Origin of the sequence: Lentzea sokolovensis (genome assembly GCF_033949975.1) — a bacterium.
In the GTDB taxonomy this organism is placed as follows: Bacteria; Actinomycetota; Actinomycetes; order Mycobacteriales; family Pseudonocardiaceae; genus Lentzea; species Lentzea sokolovensis.
In genome coordinates this window covers 103,618-122,879 of sequence record NZ_JAXAVU010000009.1, presented here as the reverse complement: position 1 = coordinate 122,879, position 19,262 = coordinate 103,618, and the positions used below count along the sequence as shown (strand labels likewise).

General features: G+C 69.1%; 23 protein-coding genes. 16 read left to right on the top strand and 7 right to left on the bottom strand.

The window, feature by feature from the left end; all coding sequences use genetic code 11:
* The first annotated feature begins 4 nt into the window (after window positions 1-4).
* Window positions 5-1,111, top strand: coding sequence for a GAF domain-containing sensor histidine kinase (locus SK854_RS17910; RefSeq protein WP_319976245.1), 1,107 nt, complete (start codon window positions 5-7; stop codon window positions 1,109-1,111).
* Here SK854_RS17910 and SK854_RS17905 read toward each other — a convergent pair.
* The gene (locus tag SK854_RS17905) at window positions 1,089-1,706 is read right to left on the bottom strand and encodes a response regulator transcription factor (protein WP_319976244.1); all 618 of its coding nucleotides are present in this window, start codon (window positions 1,704-1,706) and stop codon (window positions 1,089-1,091) included. The genes SK854_RS17910 and SK854_RS17905 overlap by 23 nt on opposite strands.
* 61 nt (window positions 1,707-1,767) lie before the next feature.
* Here SK854_RS17905 and SK854_RS17900 point away from each other — a divergent pair, with 61 nt between their 5' ends.
* Window positions 1,768-2,262 (top strand): GNAT family N-acetyltransferase, encoded by a 495-nt coding sequence (locus SK854_RS17900; RefSeq protein WP_319976243.1) that lies wholly within the window; start codon window positions 1,768-1,770, stop codon window positions 2,260-2,262.
* Window positions 2,263-2,312: 50 nt separating this feature from the next.
* Here the strand turns inward: SK854_RS17900 and SK854_RS17895 are convergent, their stop codons facing one another.
* Complete coding sequence (locus tag SK854_RS17895) at window positions 2,313-2,831, bottom strand: macro domain-containing protein (protein ID WP_319976930.1); 519 nt, start codon at window positions 2,829-2,831, stop codon at window positions 2,313-2,315.
* Window positions 2,832-2,966: 135 nt separating this feature from the next.
* On the opposite strand from SK854_RS17895, the gene pheA reads away from it, so the two are divergent.
* On the top strand, window positions 2,967-3,857 hold the full coding sequence (gene pheA / locus SK854_RS17890; RefSeq protein ID WP_319976242.1) for a prephenate dehydratase: 891 nt from the start codon (window positions 2,967-2,969) through the stop codon (window positions 3,855-3,857).
* Window positions 3,854-4,450: a histidine phosphatase family protein gene (locus SK854_RS17885; RefSeq protein WP_319976241.1), complete on the top strand. Its 597-nt coding sequence runs from the start codon at window positions 3,854-3,856 to the stop codon at window positions 4,448-4,450. The genes pheA and SK854_RS17885 overlap by 4 nt, the downstream gene beginning before the upstream one ends.
* Here SK854_RS17885 and SK854_RS17880 read toward each other — a convergent pair.
* Window positions 4,444-5,226: an MBL fold metallo-hydrolase gene (locus SK854_RS17880; protein ID WP_319976240.1), complete on the bottom strand. Its 783-nt coding sequence runs from the start codon at window positions 5,224-5,226 to the stop codon at window positions 4,444-4,446. The genes SK854_RS17885 and SK854_RS17880 overlap by 7 nt on opposite strands.
* A gap of 86 nt (window positions 5,227-5,312) precedes the next feature.
* Here SK854_RS17880 and SK854_RS17875 point away from each other — a divergent pair, with 86 nt between their 5' ends.
* Window positions 5,313-5,912: a TetR/AcrR family transcriptional regulator gene (locus SK854_RS17875; RefSeq protein WP_319976239.1), complete on the top strand. Its 600-nt coding sequence runs from the start codon at window positions 5,313-5,315 to the stop codon at window positions 5,910-5,912.
* A 1-nt stretch (window position 5,913) separates the two neighbouring features.
* Here the strand turns inward: SK854_RS17875 and SK854_RS17870 are convergent, their stop codons facing one another.
* The 3 genes from SK854_RS17870 to SK854_RS17860 are packed head-to-tail and all read right to left on the bottom strand — an operon-like array spanning window position 5,914 to window position 7,901.
* Window positions 5,914-6,495 (bottom strand): hypothetical protein, encoded by a 582-nt coding sequence (locus SK854_RS17870; RefSeq protein WP_319976238.1) that lies wholly within the window; start codon window positions 6,493-6,495, stop codon window positions 5,914-5,916.
* Window positions 6,496-6,531: 36 nt separating this feature from the next.
* Window positions 6,532-6,882, bottom strand: coding sequence for a metallopeptidase family protein (locus SK854_RS17865; RefSeq protein WP_319976237.1), 351 nt, complete (start codon window positions 6,880-6,882; stop codon window positions 6,532-6,534).
* Window positions 6,879-7,901, bottom strand: coding sequence for a septum formation family protein (locus tag SK854_RS17860; RefSeq protein WP_319976236.1), 1,023 nt, complete (start codon window positions 7,899-7,901; stop codon window positions 6,879-6,881). Before SK854_RS17860 ends, SK854_RS17865 begins: the two co-directional genes overlap by 4 nt.
* 192 nt (window positions 7,902-8,093) lie before the next feature.
* Between SK854_RS17860 and SK854_RS17855 the strand changes: the two genes are divergently transcribed.
* The 3 genes from SK854_RS17855 to SK854_RS17845 are packed head-to-tail and all read left to right on the top strand — an operon-like array spanning window position 8,094 to window position 10,430.
* Window positions 8,094-8,786: a hypothetical protein gene (locus tag SK854_RS17855; RefSeq protein WP_319976235.1), complete on the top strand. Its 693-nt coding sequence runs from the start codon at window positions 8,094-8,096 to the stop codon at window positions 8,784-8,786.
* A 6-nt stretch (window positions 8,787-8,792) separates the two neighbouring features.
* Window positions 8,793-9,956, top strand: coding sequence for a glutathionylspermidine synthase family protein (locus SK854_RS17850; protein ID WP_319976234.1), 1,164 nt, complete (start codon window positions 8,793-8,795; stop codon window positions 9,954-9,956).
* A gap of 21 nt (window positions 9,957-9,977) precedes the next feature.
* The gene (locus SK854_RS17845) at window positions 9,978-10,430 is read left to right on the top strand and encodes a DUF350 domain-containing protein (protein ID WP_319976233.1); all 453 of its coding nucleotides are present in this window, start codon (window positions 9,978-9,980) and stop codon (window positions 10,428-10,430) included.
* 54 nt (window positions 10,431-10,484) lie between these two features.
* Here the strand turns inward: SK854_RS17845 and SK854_RS17840 are convergent, their stop codons facing one another.
* Window positions 10,485-10,943 carry a hypothetical protein gene (locus SK854_RS17840; RefSeq protein ID WP_319976232.1) on the bottom strand — a complete coding sequence of 153 codons (459 nt, stop codon included), beginning with the start codon at window positions 10,941-10,943 and terminating at the stop codon, window positions 10,485-10,487.
* A gap of 148 nt (window positions 10,944-11,091) precedes the next feature.
* On the opposite strand from SK854_RS17840, the gene serS reads away from it, so the two are divergent.
* From serS to SK854_RS17800, 8 genes are all read left to right on the top strand, one after another.
* Window positions 11,092-12,339 (top strand): serine--tRNA ligase, encoded by a 1,248-nt coding sequence (gene serS / locus SK854_RS17835; RefSeq protein WP_319976231.1) that lies wholly within the window; start codon window positions 11,092-11,094, stop codon window positions 12,337-12,339.
* A 97-nt stretch (window positions 12,340-12,436) separates the two neighbouring features.
* On the top strand, window positions 12,437-13,807 hold the full coding sequence (locus tag SK854_RS17830) for a hypothetical protein (RefSeq protein WP_319976230.1): 1,371 nt from the start codon (window positions 12,437-12,439) through the stop codon (window positions 13,805-13,807).
* A gap of 110 nt (window positions 13,808-13,917) precedes the next feature.
* Window positions 13,918-14,616, top strand: a complete 699-nt coding sequence (locus SK854_RS17825; protein WP_319976229.1) for a UDP-N-acetylglucosamine acyltransferase — start codon at window positions 13,918-13,920, stop codon at window positions 14,614-14,616.
* A 29-nt stretch (window positions 14,617-14,645) separates the two neighbouring features.
* Window positions 14,646-14,885, top strand: coding sequence for an acyl carrier protein (locus SK854_RS17820; protein ID WP_319976228.1), 240 nt, complete (start codon window positions 14,646-14,648; stop codon window positions 14,883-14,885).
* Complete coding sequence (locus SK854_RS17815; RefSeq protein ID WP_319976227.1) at window positions 14,878-15,612, top strand: SDR family NAD(P)-dependent oxidoreductase; 735 nt, start codon at window positions 14,878-14,880, stop codon at window positions 15,610-15,612. The genes SK854_RS17820 and SK854_RS17815 overlap by 8 nt, the downstream gene beginning before the upstream one ends.
* Window positions 15,609-16,982 carry an AMP-binding protein gene (locus SK854_RS17810; protein ID WP_319976226.1) on the top strand — a complete coding sequence of 458 codons (1,374 nt, stop codon included), beginning with the start codon at window positions 15,609-15,611 and terminating at the stop codon, window positions 16,980-16,982. The genes SK854_RS17815 and SK854_RS17810 overlap by 4 nt, the downstream gene beginning before the upstream one ends.
* On the top strand, window positions 16,979-18,034 hold the full coding sequence (locus SK854_RS17805) for a LuxE/PaaK family acyltransferase (RefSeq protein WP_319976225.1): 1,056 nt from the start codon (window positions 16,979-16,981) through the stop codon (window positions 18,032-18,034). The genes SK854_RS17810 and SK854_RS17805 overlap by 4 nt, the downstream gene beginning before the upstream one ends.
* Window positions 18,031-19,257 (top strand): acyl-CoA reductase, encoded by a 1,227-nt coding sequence (locus SK854_RS17800; protein ID WP_319976224.1) that lies wholly within the window; start codon window positions 18,031-18,033, stop codon window positions 19,255-19,257. Before SK854_RS17805 ends, SK854_RS17800 begins: the two co-directional genes overlap by 4 nt.
* Window positions 19,258-19,262: the final 5 nt, after the last annotated feature.

Sequence of the window (19,262 nt, the reverse complement as noted above, 5' to 3'; positions counted from 1 at the left end):
GACCATGGACCCCTCTCTGGCGCGGCGCGTGCTCGTCGCGTCCACCGAGATCACGTCGGCGGCGCTGGAAGACCCGGAGAACGTGCTGCGGCTCGTGGTGAAGGCGGCCGCGGAGATCGCGGACGCCGACCTCGGCCTGGCCATGCTCGCCACGGAGGACGACGACGGCACGCTGACCGTCGAGGCGTCCAGCGGTGAGTCGATCGTCGCGACCTTGAGCCCGCGCAGTGCCGCCGCCAAGGCCGCGCGCACCGGTGTCCCGTTGATGGCCGACGACGTCGCGAACGATCCGCGGACGGCTCCGTACGTCCCGCAGCCGCTGCGGAACTACGGGCCGTTCGCCGTGGCGCCGTTCGGCACCTCGGACCGCAAGATCGGCGCTCTGGCCGTGTACCGCCGCAGGGACAAGCCGCCGTTCACGCAGGAGACGGTGGACGTGCTGACGGCGTTCGCGGCGCAGGCAGGCCTCGCCGTCGTGCTGTCCGAGGGCTTCACCGCACGGCAGCGCGTCGCGGTCTACGAGGAACGCGAACGGATCGCCCGCGACCTGCACGACGTGATCATCCAGCGGCTCTACGGCGCCGGCGTGCAGATCAGCCTGCTGCAACGGCGCCTGGGCAAGAAGCTCGACGCGGGTCAGCGCGCCCGCATCGAGGAGGCCGTCGACCTGGTCGACGAGACGATCGCGGAGGTCCGCGCGACCGTTCGCAAGCTGCGCAACACCGATCCCGCCGACTCCGCCGACCTGCACGACTCGATCAAGGCCGAGGTCCGCACGGCCGGTGAGCTGCTCGGCTTCGCGCCGCGCCTGCACGTGGCCGGTGACCTGGCGAACGTGCCGCGCAAGCACGCCGACGACACACGGGCGGCGTTGCGTGAGGCGTTGTCGAACGTCGTGCGGCACTCAGGCGCGACGCACGTCCAGATCGACGTACGGCGCGATGAGAAGCATCTGCTGCTGCGCGTCGCCGACAACGGGTGCGGCATCCCGTCCGGCGTGACTCAGCGCGGGCTGCGGCACCTCGCCGAACGGGCGAAGGCCGCGAGTGGTGATTTCCGCGTGGTGAGTTCGCCGAACGGGACGACGCTCACCTGGTCCGTCCCCGTTTAGCCACCCACGCGGCGGCCTGCGTGCGGCGTTCCATGCCGAGTTTGGACAGAACGGACGTCACGTAGTTCTTGACTGTCTTCTCCGCGAGGAAGAGCCGTTCACCGATTTGGCGGTTCGTGAGGCCCTCACCGATGAGTTCGAGCACGCGCTGTTCCTGGTCGGTGAGGCCAACCGGGGCCGGATTGCGCATCCGTTCGAGTACCCGGCTTGTGGTCGCGGGGTCCAGAAGGGACCGTCCAGCCGCGACCTCGCGCACGGCCGTGACAACGTCCTGACCGCGCACCTGCTTGAGCAGATAGCCCGACGCCCCGGCCATGATCGCGCCGACGAGTGCCTCCTCGTCGTCGAATGCGGTCAGCACGAGGCAACGAATGCCAAGGTCGCGCAAGGACCGGCACAGGTCGACGCCGCTGCCGTCCGGGAGCTGGACGTCGACGACGGCCACGTCCGGTGGCGTCGCCGCTGCTCTGGTCACCGCCTCGTCGACGGATCCGGCCTCGGCCACGACCGAGATGTCCGGCTCGTCGTCCAGCATCTCGCGCAGACCTCTGCGGACTACTTCGTGATCGTCAACCAACAAAACGCGCACTGGCACGAATCCACCGTACGTCGAATGGCTGTTCCTGAGTGTGACTCAAATTGGCACAGTTCTTGTCATGGCAGAAGGCTCGGTACGACCGGTCGAGGAAGCAGATCGCATAGTTGTCGCCCGATTGGTCCTCGAGCTATGGGGAGCGCACACCGCCGTCGCGCACGGCGAGGTGTTCTTCCCGGCGAGTCTGCCGGGCTTCCTCGTGGAGAAGCAGGGTCAGGTGCTGGGTCTGCTGACCTATGCGGTGGCGAACCACCAGCTGGAGATCGTCACGATCGACGCGCTTCGGCGGGGCCGAGGCGTCGGCACCGCGCTGGTCGACGCCGCGGTCCGCCAGGCACGCACGATCGGCTGCAACCGGGTGCGCCTGACGACCACCAACGACAACCTCGACGCGGTCCGGTTCTACCAGCGCCGCGGGTTCAAACTGGCGGCGTTGAGACCGGACGCGGTCCGCGAGGCGCGCAAGCTCAAGCCGGAGATCCCGGCTGTCGGGGAATTCGGCATCCCCATCACAGACGAGATAGACCTCGAACGATGGGTCGCGCCACGGCAGTAGTCCACAGGTGTCCACAGCTTTGTCCACAGGGTTGTGCACAAGCCGGGTGCTCAGACGTGCAGCGGGTTGAACGCCTCGTCCCACGCGGCGGCGACCTGATGGGCGCAAGTGGACGGTGCGACGCCTCCCACCCCGGTGCCGAGCCCCGGCATCGCGATGGTGTGGACGGCGTCGCGCACCGGCGTGCCGTCCTCCAGGCGACCGCCGAGCCAGAGCATCAGCACGGCACGCGCGGCCAGGTACGGGTGGACGGTGTCGACCGGCAGCCGCTCGCCGGGCAGGCGCATCGTCGGAGCGCTGATGAGCCACGCCGGTTCGGTCTCGCCGGTCGCCACGATCTGCGCCTCGCCCACCGGGAGCTCACCGCCGTGCAGCGCGAGAACGGCGCTGCGGACGTTGTTCTCGACCTGGGGGAACGCCGTGGCGTAGACGGCGTCGATGCCACCGCGCATCCAGCCCTGCGAGTTCGCCGGGCTGACGATGGCCTGCGCGTGGATGTCCAGAACGGACCCGCGGTGCACCCTCACCCCGGCGCGGCCGTCCGCGACGGCGAGCCAGGCGTTCGCCATCGGTTCGTCGACCGCGCACAACACGAGTTCTGGCGCTAGAGCGGGCACGCCCCAAGCATTCCAGTTCGAACGGTCCCGGCGGAACCCAGGATTGGCCCCCGACACAGGCGTGATTCGCGCCTCTACTGTGTGCGGGTGCCTCGCATTGCGTACTTCGGACCACAGGGGACCTTCACCGAGCAGGCCGCCATGCGGTTCGAGGGTGAACTCGTTCCGTTCGAGACGATCCCGCTCGCCGTCGCCGCCGTGCGTGAGGGCACGACCGACTTCGCGTGCGTGCCGATCGAGAACTCCGTCGAGGGCGCCGTGCCGGCGACGCTGGACGCGCTCGTGCGCGACGAACCGGTCGTCGCGGTGGCCGAGACGGTGCTGGACGTCCGGTTCAGCGTCCTGGTGCGTCCGGGCACCGGCGAGATCCGCACCATCGCGTCGCACCCGCACGCGCTGGCCCAGGTCCGCGAGTGGATCGCCGCCTCGCTGCCCGGCGTCACCTCGATCGCCACCTCGTCGACCGCGGCCGCCGCTGCCGCCGTGGAGCGCGGCGAGTTCGACGCGGCCGTTTCCGCCCCTGTCGCCGTCAACCACTACAAGCTGGACGAGTACGCGACGGACGTCCTGGACGTGCCCGACGCGCGCACGAGGTTCCTGCTGCTGCAGCGTCCGGGTCAGCTGCCTGAGCCGACCGGCGCAGACCGCACGAGCGTGGTCGTGACCACGCCGAACCGCGTGGGCGTGCTGTCCGAGCTGCTCACCGAGCTGGCGTTGCGTGGCATCAATCTCACCGGCCTCGAATCGCGCCCTCAAAAGGGCAAACTGGGGACGTACCGCTTCTACATCGACGTCGAGGGGCACATCGCAGAGCCGAGGATCGGTGACGCGCTGGCCGCGCTGCACCGACACTCGCGCGAGATCCGGTTCCTCGGGTCCTTCCCGAAGGCCGACCAGGGGCCCGTCGAGGCTCACAACGCCGAGTTCGCCGCAGCCGCCTCCTGGGTCGATGCTGTCAGAAAGGGCGAGCGCGGGTGAGGTTGCTGCTGGTCAGGCACGGTGAGACGGCGTCGAACATCGAACGCAGGCTGGACACGGCCATGCCAGGCCCCCCGCTCACCGAACTGGGCCGCAAGCAGGCCCGCGAACTGGCCGACGGCCTCGCCGCCGAGGAGATCGTCGCGGTCTACGCGAGCATCGGCCTGCGAGCCCAGCAGACCGCCGCGCCCACCGCGGAACGCTTCGGCCTGCCCGTCCAGATCCTGCAGGGCGTGGAGGAGATCCAGGTCGGCTCGCTGGAGGGCCGCAACGACACCGACGCCTACAAGGCGTACCTGGAAACCGTCATCAAGTGGGCCGAAGGCGCCCTTGACGTGGCGTTTCCCGACGGCGGCGAGACCGGGCAGCAGGTGCTGGACCGGTTCCTGGGCGCGGTCGAGTCGATCAGGCAGGACGGCACCGTCATGGTCGTGACGCACGGTGGCGCCGGACGGATGGGCGCGCTGGCGCTGGCGTCGAACGTGCCGGTGGAACTGGCCGAGAACCTGCTGCCGAACACCGGTGTCGTGGTGCTGGAGTCCGACGGCGACGGCTGGGTGTGCCGGTCGTGGGCGGGCGTCGAGGTTCAGTAGTCCAGGTCGAGCCACTCCCCGACGGCGAGCACGTGCGCGCGTTTTCCCGCGTGCTCGCGGAACTCACCCTCCGGGTCGGCGACCTCGACGTAGCCGGGCAGCTTCACCGGCTGGTCCTGCTCGTAGTGCATCGGTACGGCGTGCCGGGCTCCGAGGATCGTCGCCGCGGCGGCGGCCTGGAACGGGTCCATCGCGGCGAGCACCGGGCTCGGCGGCTGGAGGTGCGGCGCGTTCACCACCGCGCCGTTGGCCGGTAGAAACGCCGCGTCGAACGGGCTGAACCGGCGCGCGACCAGCCACCACCAGCCGTGGAACATCGTGTCGCCGCCGTGGAAGACACGCTGCCCGTCCGCCTCCACCACCCAGTTCAGCTGGGGATCGCCCAGTCCGTCGACGGACGGGACGGCGGTGACGCGGAACGGTCCGATCTCGCGTTCGGACCAGGTGTCCACCACCTCGGCGGCCAGCCGATGCCCGGCCAGTTCGTGCTCGCTCAGCAACGTGGTCACGTTGTCCACGTCGTCGCCGTGGCCGGGCGCGGGGCGAAGAACCGGTGCTCCCGGCGTCAGCACGTCGGCGAGCGCCGTCGCGTCGGTGTGGTCGCGGTGCAGGTGCGTGACCAGCGCGGCGGTGACCTTCCCGCCCGGCCTCGCCAGCCCGATCCCCGGCCGCCAGCCGGTGAACAGCGGTGACAGGTCCTGCACGTAGTCGATCACCAGCCGCGCCCCGCCCGCCTCGGCCTCGATGCCGGCCCAGCCCAGTCGTCGTACTCGCATCTCGCACTCCTCCCGTCGGTGAGCCGAACTTAGAGTACGAGCGTTCGCCAAATCAATAGCGAACGTGCGTACGCTATTCTCGTCACATGTCCCCGCGACGTTCCGCAGCCGACGCGCTCCTCACTCGAGGCCGGATCCTGAGCCGCGCCGCCGAGATCGCCTCGGAGGAAGGGCTCGACGGCATCACCATCGGCCGCCTCGCCGAGGAGCTGGAGATGAGCAAGTCCGGGGTGCACAAGCACTTCGGCACCAAGGAGACCCTGCAGATCTCCACACTCGACAAGGCGTTCGTCGACTTCTGGCACCGCGTGGTCGAACCGGCCCTGACCGAACCGCCCGGCCTGCGGCGGCTGCGCGCGGTGTGCGCGAACTCCGTCGACTACCTGGCCGAACCGCTGCTGCCCGGCGGCTGCCTGATGACCGCGGCGCTGAGCGAGTACGACGGCAGGCCCGGCGCCGTGCGGGACGCGGTGGCCGAGGTGTGGTCGCGCTGGCAGGGACAGCTGCGGGCGGACCTGGTCGCGGCGGTGCGGGGCGGCGAGCTGGCCGACGGGTTCGACGTCGACCAGGCGTTGTTCGAGATCCTGGCCGCGGGGCTCGCCCTGAACGCGGCGATGCAGCTCCAGCACGACCAGGCTGCGGTCGGCCGGGCGCGGCGGGCGATCGAGCGAGCGCTCGACCAGTGACTCAGACGCTCGTGTCCCAGTCGAGGTGGCCCTCGTAGACGATGTCGTCGAACGTGGCGGTGAAGTCGTGGCCGTTGCCGGGCCCGCCGCTGACCGAGTCGGGGTGCTTCGTCACCTCGACGGCGATTCGAGGCAGCACCTCGCCGGGGGCGACCTCGGCAGCGGTGCGGCAGGTCGCCGATTCCTCGGTGGTCTCGCAGGTCCACCCGTCGCCGTCAGCGCCGATGACGATGGTCTCGGTGTCCCACTCGATGGGGAGCAGCCGGAAGGCGATGGTCGGTGCGGTCACGGTCACATCGCCCGCGTTGTGGAAGTGGACCATCAGCTTCGTCGGACGTCCGCCGTACCTGATGCGGTGGCGGTACTGCGGGTAGAGCGGCGGCCCGAACCGCGCGGCCCCGCCGCCGATGTAGAGCCAGTCCGTCGGCGTCAACGGTCCCACCTCCTCAGCGGACCGGAACTCCGGTGGATAGGTCGGTTCCTCGGGAATGGTGGTGATCGCATTCGGCGAGGGCTGCTCAGGTGGCGGCGCCGAACAGCCCGCCACCAGCACCAGCAAGAACGCCCCCAGCACTCTCCCCATGCGCGCGAAGCTACGCGGCCACGGGTGAGGCGCAGGTCAGCCCCAGCCCAGCTCGTGCAGCTTGGCGTCGTCCACCCCGAAGTGGTGCGCGATCTCGTGCACGACGGTGATGATCACTTCTTCGATGACGTCGTCCTCGCTGTCGCAGATGTCGAGGATCGCCTCGCGGTAGATGAAGATGTGGTCCGGCAACGCGCCGCCGTAGTCGGAGTTGCGCTCGGTCAGCGCGATGCCCTGGTAGAGCCCGAGCAGGGACGGCTCGTCGGGGTTGCGGTCCTCGACCAGCACCACGACGTTGTTCATCGCGTGCATGAAGTCGGGCGGGACCAGGTCCAGGGCCTCTTCTACCAGCTCGTCGAAGCGAGCCCGGGTCATCTCGACGGTCATCGGTTCTCAGTGCTCGAAGGGGGCGCGCTGGAGGACGGTTTGTCGGGCTTGCCGGAGTCCTGGGGCTTGCCGGACTCGCCGGAGGGCGGCTGGCCGGACTCGGAGTGCAGCGGGGCGCCGGTGGGTTCGGCCTGGGCCTTGACCGAGGTGGTCTGCGGCGGGTTCGCGGTGGTCAGCGGCGCGCCGTTGGGGTTGCGGACGGAGCCCTCCCACGCCACGAGCTTCTCGCCCTGGGGGACGGCGCCGATCTTGCAGTTGGCCTTGCGCGAGCCGACGGCCCAGCTCTCCTCGGCGCGCGTGTCCCAGGTGATCAGCAGGTTCTTGGCCTTCAGGTCGGCGCCGCCGGTGTACTCGGCGGCTATCGCGGCGCACTTCTCGGACATCACGGTGTCCTGCTGCTCGGGCGCCACGAACGCGCCTTCCGGGTGCTGCACGACGCCGACGATCTCGAACGCGTGCGGCTTGGCGCACTCGATCGGGTCACCGACCGTGTTGTTGTCGGCGAGCGCGACGCAGACGCCGGGGTCGTAGACGTTCGACTGGTCCTGGGTCTTCGCGCTGCCGAACGACGGCAGGGCCGCGCCGGAGGGGGCCGTGACCTGCAGACCGCACCTGAGCTGGCGGTAGCCGCTCGACCAGCGGCTCTCGTCCGGGTTCAGGGTGCTGACGCCGTACTTGCCCTTCGGGTCGAGCTTGCCGGCCATGTAGGTGGTCGACGCCTGCGCGCAGTTGTCCTGCGCGATCTTCTCCCAGGCCTCGCCGTTCGGGAACGGCGCTTCCTTCGGGTACGCGGCGGTGATGTCCGCCGTTCCCGTGACCTCGAACTTGTGCGCGGCCGTGCAGTCGACCTTCTGCGCGTCCGACAGGTCGGGTTTCTCCCAGTTGAGGCATTCGCCCGCGACGGCCTGGTACGCGGCGTTGACGAGCTCGCGTTTGGTGCCGAGCGGGCCTCCTGCCAGCACAGACGTGAACGCGGACAACATCAACAAGCCGAACGCGCCCACGAAAGCGCCGACCATCACAAGCCGCGTGTCGCGGATGTGACCAGATCGACTCAACCAACCGGCGCTCGGAGACATCTCAACCATGATGCCCGTGCCGTGTGAGACGGCTGTGCGCCGGGTTGGGTCGAGTGTTGCTATTAGGACACTCGTCACTGAATTGGCCATGTTTCAGCTGACTCGCTAGGTACCTTGCCCGCGGGAGTGGTGATGACTGACAACAACCTGCCAGGACCTGGCCAGCCGACGCCCCAGCCTGGGTCGCCGTCGGGACAGCCCGGCCAGCCGCAACAGCCCGGTCAGCCTCAGCAGGCAGGCCAGCAGCCGCCGCCGTACCAGCCGGCGGCACCTCGGCCTGGCCAGAACCAGCCGGGACAGCCGCCCGCCAAGGGCAAGGTGCGCCAGCAACAGGCCGGCATGACGAAGCCGCGCCAGGCGACGGTCGCCGAGCAACGCGCTCGTGCCGCCGCGCTGAAGGCGCAGCAGGAGCGGTTCGCCGCCGAGTCCGCCGCCTTCGAGAAGAAGCGGAAGACGCGCAAACGCCTGCTCATCGGCGGTGGCGTGACCGTGGGCGTGATCGCGCTGGTCGCGATCTGGTACGCGGCTGCCAGCCCCAAGAACGTCACGGCGCAGTGCACCGACTCGAACAACGTGATCGTCGACGACGACTACTGCGACCAGTCGTACTACAGCAGCCATGGTGGCTACAGCAGCGGCGGTTTCATCTACATCGGTGGCAGCTCGTACCGCTACAACTACGGCGGCACGGGCGCGGTCGGTCAGAAGGTGACCGGCGGCAGCTACACGATCCCGAAGGGTGCGAACGTCAGCACCAAGTCGGGCACGTCGGTCCAGCGCGGCGGCTTCGGCGTCAGCAGCGGCTCGAAGAGCAGCGGAGGCTGAGCACAGTTGCGTCGTGAAACCTCGCAGCCGCGGCCGAACTGGCAGCGGACGGTCTCTGACCAGGGGTTGGTGTTCGGCCTGCCCGCGAAGTACGCGAACGGCGCCGACCGTCCGTACTGGGACGAGTCGGTGCACTACGTGTTCGAGATGAGCGACATCCTCTCGCTCGAAGCCGACGTCGAGCTGCTCCACTCCATGTGCCTCGACGCGGTGGACAACGTGGTGCTCACCGAGCGGTACCGCGACTTCGGCATCCCCGAGTGGGTGTGGCCGCACATCGCCGAGTCGTGGCGCCGCCGTGACCCGCACGTCTACGGCCGCTTCGACCTGCGCTACGACGGCACGGGCCCCGCGAAGATGCTCGAGTACAACGCGGACACCCCCACGTCACTGCTGGAAGCCGGCTACATCCAGTGGCAGTGGAAGGAAGACGTCTTCCCGGACGACGACCAGTGGAACTCGCTGCACGAGCGCCTGGTCGAGCGGTGGACGGAGATCGGCGCCAAGCTGCCCTCCAGCGAACTGCACTTCACCTGGTCGGGCGCCGACCCGTCCGGCGAGGACCACCTCACGATCGCCTGCCTGCAGGAGACGGCCGCGGAGGCCGGTCTGAACACCGTGGGCCTCGCGATCGAGGAGGTCGGCTGGGACACGCTGCTCAACCGGTTCGTCGACCTCGAAGAGGCCCCGATGGGCACGGTCTTCAAGCTCTACCCGTGGGAGTGGGTGGTCGAGGAGCAGTTCGGCCGCCACGCCGTCGAGTCGCTGCCCGGCACGCTGTGGGTCGAGCCGCTGTGGAAGATGTTGCTCTCCAACAAGGCGCTGCTCGCGATCCTGTGGGAGATGTACCCGGGCCACCCCAACCTGCTCCCCGCCTTCCTGAACGACCCCGGCATGCTCACCGAGTACGTGCGCAAGCCGCTGCTCGGCCGTGAGGGGTCGAACATCCAGATCGTCGCTCCCGGCTACGAAACGCAGACCGGCGGCGTGTACGGCAAAGAAGGCTTCGTCTACCAGCTGTTCGATCCGCTTCCGGAGTTCGACGGCTACCGCCCCGCGTTGGGTGCCTGGGTCGTCGGCGACACGTCGGCAGGCCTCGGCATCCGGGAAACGGTCGGTCTGGTGACCGACGATGGCGCGGCGTTCGTGCCGCATCGAATTGTTGAGTAAGACTCCGAAAGGGAACGGGAAATGGACTACACGCTCGCGTTGGACCCCGGCTTCGGCTCGGCCATCGGCCGGGGCATCGGCGCGATCGCGCTGTACGCCGTCGTCGGTCTGATCCTCATGGTGTTCGGCTTTTACGCGATCGACTGGACGACGCCGGGCAAGCTGTCCGCCCTCGTCCGCAACGGGGCCCCGAACGCCGTCATCGTGACCGCCTCCGGCCTCGTGTCGATGGCGCTGATCGTCGTCGTCGCCATCTACAGCTCGGCGGGCAAGCTCGACGAGGGCCTGCTCTCCTCCCTGATCTACGGCCTTCTCGGCATCATCGTGCAGGTGGCGGCCGTCCGGTTGCTGGAGTGGGTGACCCGTCTGGACATCGGCTCGCTGATCGAGTCGGACCGCTTCGCCCCGGCCTCCGTCGTCGTGGCCGCGGCGCACGTGGCGCTCGGCCTCGTGGTGGCCGTCGCGATCATCTAGTACCCGCTTCGCCGAGGGACCCGGTGCTCAGGCGCCGGGTCCCTCGGAGTTCGGTCACTTCCGGTTCTGCGAGAACCCCTGCACCCCGACCGCGATCACGATCGAAGCCAGGACGGTGGCGATGATCGGCCACTCGTACTTCACGCCTTTGCGCTTCGTCTGGGTGAACACGTCGGCCGCGCCGATGTCGTACGCCCGAACGCTGTCGCCCTGTCTCAGCGACGTGGGCAACGGATCGTCCATGCTCACGGGCTTGCCGATCACCTGGCGGTCGTCGCTGGTGAACGTGCCGGTGCGGGAGAGGCAGTAGGTCCTGGCGCGGCAGTCGGGCACGTCGCCGATGACGTAGTAGCCGGGGGACTCCGTCGCCAGCGCGCGTGGCAGCGCCGGCAGGCAGAAGCCCAGCGCCACGACGCCGATGACGACCGCGACCGCGGCGAGCGCGCGGTTCCGCCTGGCCTCGCCTTCGAAGTGCGCCCGGTCGTCCGGGTCTGGCGGTAGCCACTCAGCCACGGCGCATCGCCTGCCCCCAGTTCTCGAACCAGTCGTTGAGCACGACAAGCCTTCCACTGCTCCAACGCCGGGCCACGGGCATTCGTTGAGCAGCCCGAACCGGATATCCGCGTGAAGTGGGAATCCTCCGGGGACTACCCTTCGCAGGGTGATTGACCTCAAGGTGTTGCGCGAGAACCCGGAGACAGTGCGCGCGTCGCAGCGTGCTCGTGGCGAGGACGAGGGCGTCGTCGACAGCCTGCTGTCCGCGGACGAGCGCCGGCGGTCCGCCATCTCCCGCGCGGACACCCTGCGCGCCGAGCAGAAGGTGCTCGGCAAGGAGGTCGGCAAGGCGAAGGGCGACGATCGCACGGCCCTGCTGGTCAAGGCGAAGGACCTGGCCGCGGAGGTCAAGGCCGCCGAGGCCGAGCAGCACGCCACCAACGACGAGGTCCAGGAACTCCTGGCCAAGATCCCGAACCTGGTGCACCCGGACGCGCCGGTCGGCGGCGAGGACGACTTCGTGGTCGTCAAGACCGTCGGTGAGCCGCGCGTGTTCGACTTCGAGCCGCAGGACCACCTCGACCTGGGCACCAAGCTCGGCGCGATCGACATGGAACGCGGCGCGAAGGTCGGTGGCTCGCGGTTCTACTTCCTCAAGGGCGTCGGCGCGCAGCTCGAGATCGCGCTGCTCAACATGGCGGCGGCGCAGGCCACGGCCAACGGGTTCGAGCTCATGATCACGCCCACGCTGGTGCGGCCGGAGATCATGGCGGGCACCGGCTTCCTCGGCGCGCACTCGAGCGAGATCTACCACCTGCCGAACGACGACCTGTACCTCGTGGGCACGTCGGAGGTGCCGCTCGCCGGCTACCACGCCGACGAGATCCTCGACGGGGAACGCCGGTACGCGGGCTGGTCGTCGTGCTACCGCCGCGAGGCGGGTTCGTACGGCAAGGACACCCGCGGCATCATCCGCGTGCACCAGTTCAACAAGGTCGAGATGTTCTCCTACGTGAAGCCCGAGGACGCCGAGGCGGAGCACGCCCGGCTGCTCGGGTGGGAAGAGGAGATGCTCGCCAAGATCGAGGTGCCCTACCGCGTCATCGACACGGCGACGGGTGACCTCGGCACGTCGGCGCACCGCAAGTTCGACTGCGAGGCCTGGGTGCCGACGCAGCAGAAGTACCGCGAGCTGACCTCGACGTCGAACTGCACCACGTTCCAGGCGCGCCGCCTGAACATCCGCTACCGCGACGAGAACGGCAAGTCGCAGATCGCGGCCACGCTCAACGGCACGCTGGCCACCACCCGGTGGATCGTGGCGATCCTGGAGAACCACCAGCAGGCCGACGGCTCCGTCGTCGTCCCCGAAGCGATGCGTCCGTTCATGGGCGGCCTGGAAGTTCTCAGGTAAAACTTTTCCAAAACCTGTATTTCGCCGGGCCTGACGGCGTCCTCCTTGCAGAACACCACATGGGGGTGTGGTGTCGGCAAGCAGGGGGTTAGTTGTCATGTCATTCGAAGCTGCGGTCGGCGAAGTCGACATCACTCCGGAGAACCCGCCCTATCCGAGTCTGTGGATGGGCGGGTACGGGTGGGGCCCGCGCGGCAACCACGGCGCGATCGCCCGCCGGTTGCGCGCCCAGTGCCTCGTGCTCTGGGACGGCGGCGTGCCGAAGGTCCTGCTGCGCGCGGACCTCATCAGCATCCCGAGGGACGTCAACCAGGCGATCAGGGGGACCCTCGTAGCCGAGGGACTGGTCGCCGCGAACGACCTGATGCTGCTGGCGAGCCACACGCACTCGGGCCCGTTGTACGGCGACACCAAGCCGAGCCCGCACGTGATGATGGGCCTGAGCCAGGCCGACGTCGACGCGGTCAACGGCACGACGTGGCTGATCACCGACGCGCTGGTGCAGCTGGTCCGCGACACGCTGAACCTGGAGCGGACCGACGTCACGCTGTCGTACGCCGAGGGCGAGGCCAAGATCGGCCACAACCGCGTGGCGGACGACTTCTCCGTACTGGACACCGTGCCGGTGCTACGCCTCGACAACACCGACGGCGACCTGTTCGCGGTCGTGTTCGGAGCGGCGTGCCACCCGGTCTCGCGCGGCAACGACGAGGTGTTCGACGGCGAGTTCCCGGCCGTCGCCTCCGAACTGATCGAGAACGAGCTGGGCGTGCCCGCGCTGTTCGTCCAGGGCGCGTGCGGCGACCAGGAGGCGAACAACCCGCACGTCCCGGCCACCACAGAGCAGCTGGGCACCGTCCTGGGCCAGGCGGTCCTCGACGTCCTCGGCGACGACGGGTTCGACGCCGTCACGGGACCGGTCGCCACGGCGATGACCGAGGTCGACCTGCCGTTCCACACCAACACCGCCAACCCGGACGTGCTGGCCGCGGTCCGCGCGAAGTACAAGCTCCGGCTCAAGGTGATGCCGCAGACGGACCCGAACCGCCGGCACGCCGCCCTGATGGTGAAGCTGATCGACGGGGGCCAGCTGCCCACCTCGATGCCGATGCCGATCCAGCGCTGGCGGTTCGGCGGCCTGAGCGTCCTGGCCCTCGCGCACGAGCCGGTGTCCGCCTACGACGTGAAGCTGCACGCGGCCTTCCCCGGAAACCTCTGGGTCATGGGATATGCCAACGAGTGCGAGGGCTACGTCGCGGACAACGACACGCTGCGCTCCGGCGGCAACCTGCACGCCGGCTACGAGGCGGGGTGGAACCAGGGCGACAACGCCATCGCCGGGATCAACAGCTACTGCGTCTCCTACGCGTGGCCTGGCCCGCTGAAGTTCTCGGACACCGCGGTGCCCGCCGCCGGCACCACTGAACGGATCGTCATGGACGCGAGCCTGGGTCTCCTGAACTCGTAGCCGGTCAGGCCCTGTTCTGCCCGTGAAGTAGAGTGGCCTACCGGCCCCGTCGGGTGGAAGTGCCCTGGTGACGTGGGTTACACATCAACTCACGGGCAGGACAGGGATCAGTGGCGAACCGCATTCACGAGACCGCGATCATCGGCAAGGACGTCGAGATCGGCGACGACAACGTGATCGGGCCGTACACGGTCATCGCCGGGCCCGCCCGGATCGGTGACGGCAACTTCATCGGCCCGCACGTCAGCATCGGCGGCCCCGCCGAGTACCTGAGCGCGCCGCACCTGGCCGGTTGGGACGGCGAGAACGACGGCCCCGGCGTGGTGATCGGCGACCGCAACCGCATCCGCGAGTTCGTCACGATCAACCAGGGCGTCAGCCACGCGACCACGCTGGGCAGCGACAACTACGTGATGGGCCGCGCGCACGTCGCGCACGACTGCACGATCGACAACAGCGTCGTGATCACGAGCGCCGTGCAGATCGCCGGCCACTGCCACGTGTGGAGCGGCTCCAACATCGGCCTCGGCACCGTCGTGCACCAGGGTGTGCAGATCGGCCCCGGCGCGATGATCGGGCTCGGCTCGGCCATCCGCAAGGAGGTCGGTGCGTTCACCATCACCCTGGGCAACCCGGCCCGCACCACCGGCGTCAACGTCATCGGCCTGTCGCGGCGCGGCTGCGACGAGGCCGCGATCGCCGCTCTCACCGGTTTCCTGACCGGCAAGGAGGCGGAGGTTCCCGCCGGCCTGCCGGAGGAGCTCGCCGCGCTGCTCAAGGCGTGGACCGAGCGTTCGAACGAGCACTGACCCAGACCGTCCGAGAGAACGAGAGAACGATGTCCCTGAACGACCGTCTTCGTGGTGTCTTCGTGGACGCCCTCCAGCTCGACGACTCGGTTGACGTCGAGAACCTGAAGTACCGCGACATCGATGAGTGGGACTCGGTCGGCCACATGGCGCTCGTCGCCGCCATCGAGGACGAGTTCGACGTCGAGTTCGAGACCGAGCAGGTCATCGACATGAGCAGCTTCAAGGTCGCCGTCGACATGCTGAAGGGCCTCGGCGCTGGTGAGTGACTTCGCCGGCAAGGTAGCGGTCGTCACCGGCGGCACGCGTGGCATCGGCTTCGCCACCGCCGCGGCGCTGGCCGAGGCGGGCGCGACCGTCGTCATCACCGGCCGCGATCGCGAGACGACCGAGAAGCGTGCCGCCGAGCTGGGTGAACGCGTTCACGGCATGGCGCTCGACGTCGCCGACTCCGCCGCGATCAAGGACGTCTTCAAGGCGATCTCGAAGGAGCACGGGCGCATCGACGTGCTCGTGGCCAGCGCCGGCGTGCTGGAGGGCGGCCTCATCGGCATGCTCACCGACGAGCACGTCACCAGGACGCTGACCACGAACGTCGCCGGCACGATCAACTCCGTGCAGGCGGCGGCGCGGGCCATGATGCGCAAGCGCACCGGCTCGATCGTGCTGATCGGCTCGATCGTCGGCGAGCGCGGCAACGCCGGCCAGATGGTCTACGCGGCGTCCAAGGCGGCGCTGGTCGCGGCCGCGAAGTCCGCGGCGAAGGAACTCGGCAGGCACGGGATCAGGGTCAACGCGGTCGCGCCCGGCGTGATCCAGACCGACCTGATCTCGGAGCAGTCCGACGAGGTGCTGGAGCGGGTGAAGGGCGACACCGCCCTCGGCCGGCTCGGCACCGCGGAAGAAGTGGCCAAGGTGATCCGATTCCTGAGCAGTGACGACGCCTCGTTCGTCACCGGTCAGGTGCTCGGGATCGACGGAGGTTTGGTGCTGTGACGCTGCTGCACGCTCAGGCCCGCCTGCGTGACGCCGCGACCGGTGAGCTGCTCGGCGGTGCCGAGCTCGCCGGACGCGTGTCCGAGGCGGCGAAGGAACTCGCCGATCTGCCGTCCGGGGTGCTGTTCCTCCGGGTCGGCCTGGACCTGACGAGCGTGCTGCGGTACCTGGGTGCGTTCGAGGCCGGACGCGCCGTCGCGCTGCTCGACCCGGCGCAGGACCGCGAGGTGCTGGACGGGCTCGTGTCCCGCTTCCGCCCCGCGGCCGTGCTGGGCATCGACGACGAACCCGCGCCGGGGTACTCCCAGGACTGGGTGCGCGAGGACGCGGACGGCGTCGCCCCGCACCCCGACCTGGCCGTGATGCTGCCGACCAGCGGCTCCACCGGTAACCCGAAGTTCGTGCGGCTGTCCCGCTCGGCGATCCTCGCGAACGCCGACGCGATCGCCGAGGTGCTCGGCATCGACGAGAACGAGGTCGCGCCGACCAGCCTGCCGCTGCACTACAGCTACGGCATGTCCGTGCTCAACAGCCATCTGCGCAAGGGCGCGACGGTGCTGCTGGAGGGCTCCGGCGTCGTGGCGCGGCCGTTCTGGGACGCGGTCACGCAGTACGGCGTGACGTCGCTCGCGGGTGTCCCGTACCACTACGAGATGCTGCGCCGGCTGCGGTTCGACCCGGCCAAGTACCCCACGCTGCGCACCCTGACGCAGGCGGGCGGCAAGCTCCGCACCGACCTGGTCACCGAGTTCAACGACAAGATGCGCGCCGCCGGCGGGCAGATGTTCGTGATGTACGGCCAGACCGAGGCCGCGCCCCGGATGGCCACGGTGCCGGCCGACCGGCTCACCGAGAAGCTCGGCTCCGCGGGCCCGGCGCTGCCCGGCGGCACGTTCGCGATCCGCGACGAGGCCGGGAACGAAATCACCGAGCCCGGTGTTGCCGGTGAGGTGGTGTACCGCGGGCCGAACGTGATGATGGGCTACGCCGAGTCCGAAGCCGAGCTCGCTCTCGGCGACGAGACCGGCGGCGTGCTCGTCACCGGCGACCTCGGTTACCTCGACGCCGACGGGTTCCTCTACATCACCGGCCGGCTCAAGCGAATCGGCAAGGTGTTCGGCAACCGGGTCAACCTGGACGACCTGGAGCAGATCGTGAAGGGCTTCGGCGCAGCCGCCGCCGTGCCCGCGGGCGACAAGGTCGTCGTCTTCCTCGACAGGGCCGAGAAGGACACCTGCAAGCAGGCCGCGAAGTTGCTGTCCGAGACGCTGCACCTGCACGTCACGGGCTTCGACGTGCGTCCGGCGGACGGGTTCCCGCAACTGCCCAGCGGCAAGATCGACTACCGGTCACTGGAGGCACAGGTATGAGCGTCTTCGGACGCAGTCAGGCCGAGCGCGAGACCGCGCTGCTGGCCGAACTGACCGAGCTGACCGAGCACCACCGCGCGAACTCCGAGCAGTACGACCGGATCCTGTCGTCGCTCGGCCACAAGTCCGGCGAGAAGTTCGGGTCGTTGAACGACCTGCCGTGGCTGCCGGTGCGCATGTTCAAGACGCACGAGCTGAAGTCCATTCCGGACTCCGAGGTCTTCAAGGTGCTCACGTCGTCCGGCACGACCGGCGGCGGCGCGTCCCGGATCTACCTCGACAAGGACGCCGCCGCGGTGCAGACCCGGCAGCTCGGCGCGACGCTGCAGGAGGTCCTCGGCGGCAAGCGGCTGCCGATGCTGATGGCCGACACCGTCGGCATCATCAAGAACCGCCGCTCGTTCTCCGCTCGCGGCGCCGGCGTGCTGGGCATGGCGACGTTCGGCCGCAGCCACGTCTACGCGCTGGACGAGAACGACCAGCCGGACGTCGAGGCGGTCAAGGAGTTCCTCGCCAAGCACGGCTCCGAGCCGTTCCTGATCTTCGGCTTCACCTTCATGGTGTGGCAGTACCTCTACGAGGTCGCGCGTGAGCACAAGCTCGACCTGTCGAACGGCATCCTCATCCACTCCGGTGGCTGGAAGAAGCTCATCGACATCGCGGTCGACAACGCCGAGTTCCGCAAGCGCTTCGCCGAGGACACGGGCCTGACCCAGATCTACAACTACTACGGGATGATCGAGCAGATCGGCACGGTCTTCCTCGAAGGCCGCTCCGGGAACTCGTTGTACTGCCCGGACTTCGCGGACGTCATCATCCGCAACCCGGAGACCTGGGAGGAGCAGCCCGTCGGCGTTCCCGGTGTCATCGAGGTCGTCTCGACGCTGCCCCGCAGCTACCCGGGCCACGTGCTGCTGACCGAGGACCTCGGTGTGGTGCACGGCGTCGACGACGGCGACTGGCCCGGCAAGCGGTTCTCCGTGCTCGGCAGGCTCCCGCGGGCCGAGGCGCGCGGCTGTTCGGACACCTTCTCTGGAGCTGTGGCCTCATGAAGCGCCGTTTCCCGGCAGGATCTGACGTCTCCTCGGTCGACGAGCTCCTCGCGAGCATCTCCGGCGAGCCCACCGACGGCCGGCTGAAGGTCGGCGACGAGCGGATCGTCGACTTCCTGGTGAAGTTCGCGCGCAAGCTGCTCGCCCCGCAGATGGCCCGCCGCTACCCGGAACTCGCGTCGCTCGGCTTCTTCCTGCGCCGCGGCGAGATCAACAAGGTGTTGCGCCAGCTGGAGACCCCGCAGGGCGTGCTGCGTTTCGGCCGCGGCCTCGTCTTCCACATCCCGCCCGCCAACGTCGACACGATCTTCGTGTACTCGTGGGCGCTGTCCGCGTTGGCAGGCAACAGCAACGTCGTGCGCATCTCGCCGCGTTCGGCCGGTGCGGCCGAAGCCGTCGTCGAGGCGCTGAACGACGCGCTGAAGGACGCCCACCCGGCCGTCGCGCAGACCCAGGTCATGGTCACCTACGACCGCGACGACAAGGTGACCGCGGCACTGTCCGCGGCGTGCGACCTGCGCGTCATCTGGGGCGGCGACCGCGCCGTCAACGAGGTGCGCAAGATGCCGCTCGCACCGCACGCGCGCGACGTCACGTTCCCCGACCGCGCCTCGTTCGCCCTGATCTCCGTCGACGGCTGGGTTTCCGCGACGCCGGAGCAGAAGCGCGACGTGGCTGTCGGTTTCTACAACGACTCGTACTGGTTCGACCAGGCCGCCTGCTCGTCGCCGCGCGCTCTGTTCTGGGTCGGTGACGAGGTCGCTGGCCAGCAGGCGCGGACCGAGTTCCGGGCCGAGCTCACCGCGGTGCTCGAATCGAAGAACCACGTCGTCGAGCCCGCGATGGCCGTGCAGAAGCGCGTCTCCGCCTACGGCGTCGCGGCGGACGGCCACGCGAAGTCGATCTCGTTCGACGGCAACGCGGTCGCCACCCTGGAGCTGACGGCGGCGGCGGACGTGCCGCGCGAGTGGCTGGGCGCGGGCACCTTCCCGTTCGCCACGCTGCCGACGCTGTCCGCGCTGGTGCCCATGGTGCAGCGCAAGGACCAGACGCTGTCGGTGTTCGGCTTCTCGCAGGAGGAACTGGAGGCACTGGCCCACGAACTGGCCGGACGCGGCATCGACCGCATCGTGCCGTTCGGCAACGCGCTGACGTTCTCCGACCACTGGGACGGCTTCAACCTGCCCGCGGAGTTCACCCGTCTGGTGACCGTCCAAAGCTGACAGTC

Excerpts from the sequence above, each read along its gene's own strand:
- SK854_RS17910 (WP_319976245.1), top strand. The coding sequence starts at position 5 with ATGGACCCCTCTCTGGCGCGGCGCGTGCTCGTCGCGTCCACCGAGATC.
- SK854_RS17900 (WP_319976243.1), top strand. The coding sequence starts at position 1,768 with ATGGCAGAAGGCTCGGTACGACCGGTCGAGGAAGCAGATCGCATAGTT.
- SK854_RS17895 (WP_319976930.1), bottom strand. The coding sequence starts at position 2,831 with ATGGCGAACGCCTGGCTCGCCGTCGCGGACGGCCGCGCCGGGGTGAGG.
- SK854_RS17880 (WP_319976240.1), bottom strand. The coding sequence starts at position 5,226 with ATGCGAGTACGACGACTGGGCTGGGCCGGCATCGAGGCCGAGGCGGGC.
- SK854_RS17875 (WP_319976239.1), top strand. The coding sequence starts at position 5,313 with ATGTCCCCGCGACGTTCCGCAGCCGACGCGCTCCTCACTCGAGGCCGG.
- SK854_RS17870 (WP_319976238.1), bottom strand. The coding sequence starts at position 6,495 with ATGGGGAGAGTGCTGGGGGCGTTCTTGCTGGTGCTGGTGGCGGGCTGT.
- SK854_RS17865 (WP_319976237.1), bottom strand. The coding sequence starts at position 6,882 with ATGACCGTCGAGATGACCCGGGCTCGCTTCGACGAGCTGGTAGAAGAG.
- SK854_RS17860 (WP_319976236.1), bottom strand. The coding sequence starts at position 7,901 with ATGGTCGGCGCTTTCGTGGGCGCGTTCGGCTTGTTGATGTTGTCCGCG.
- SK854_RS17855 (WP_319976235.1), top strand. The coding sequence starts at position 8,094 with ATGACTGACAACAACCTGCCAGGACCTGGCCAGCCGACGCCCCAGCCT.
- SK854_RS17845 (WP_319976233.1), top strand. The coding sequence starts at position 9,978 with ATGGACTACACGCTCGCGTTGGACCCCGGCTTCGGCTCGGCCATCGGC.
- SK854_RS17830 (WP_319976230.1), top strand. The coding sequence starts at position 12,437 with ATGTCATTCGAAGCTGCGGTCGGCGAAGTCGACATCACTCCGGAGAAC.
- SK854_RS17820 (WP_319976228.1), top strand. The coding sequence starts at position 14,646 with ATGTCCCTGAACGACCGTCTTCGTGGTGTCTTCGTGGACGCCCTCCAG.
- SK854_RS17805 (WP_319976225.1), top strand. The coding sequence starts at position 16,979 with ATGAGCGTCTTCGGACGCAGTCAGGCCGAGCGCGAGACCGCGCTGCTG.
- SK854_RS17800 (WP_319976224.1), top strand. The coding sequence starts at position 18,031 with ATGAAGCGCCGTTTCCCGGCAGGATCTGACGTCTCCTCGGTCGACGAG.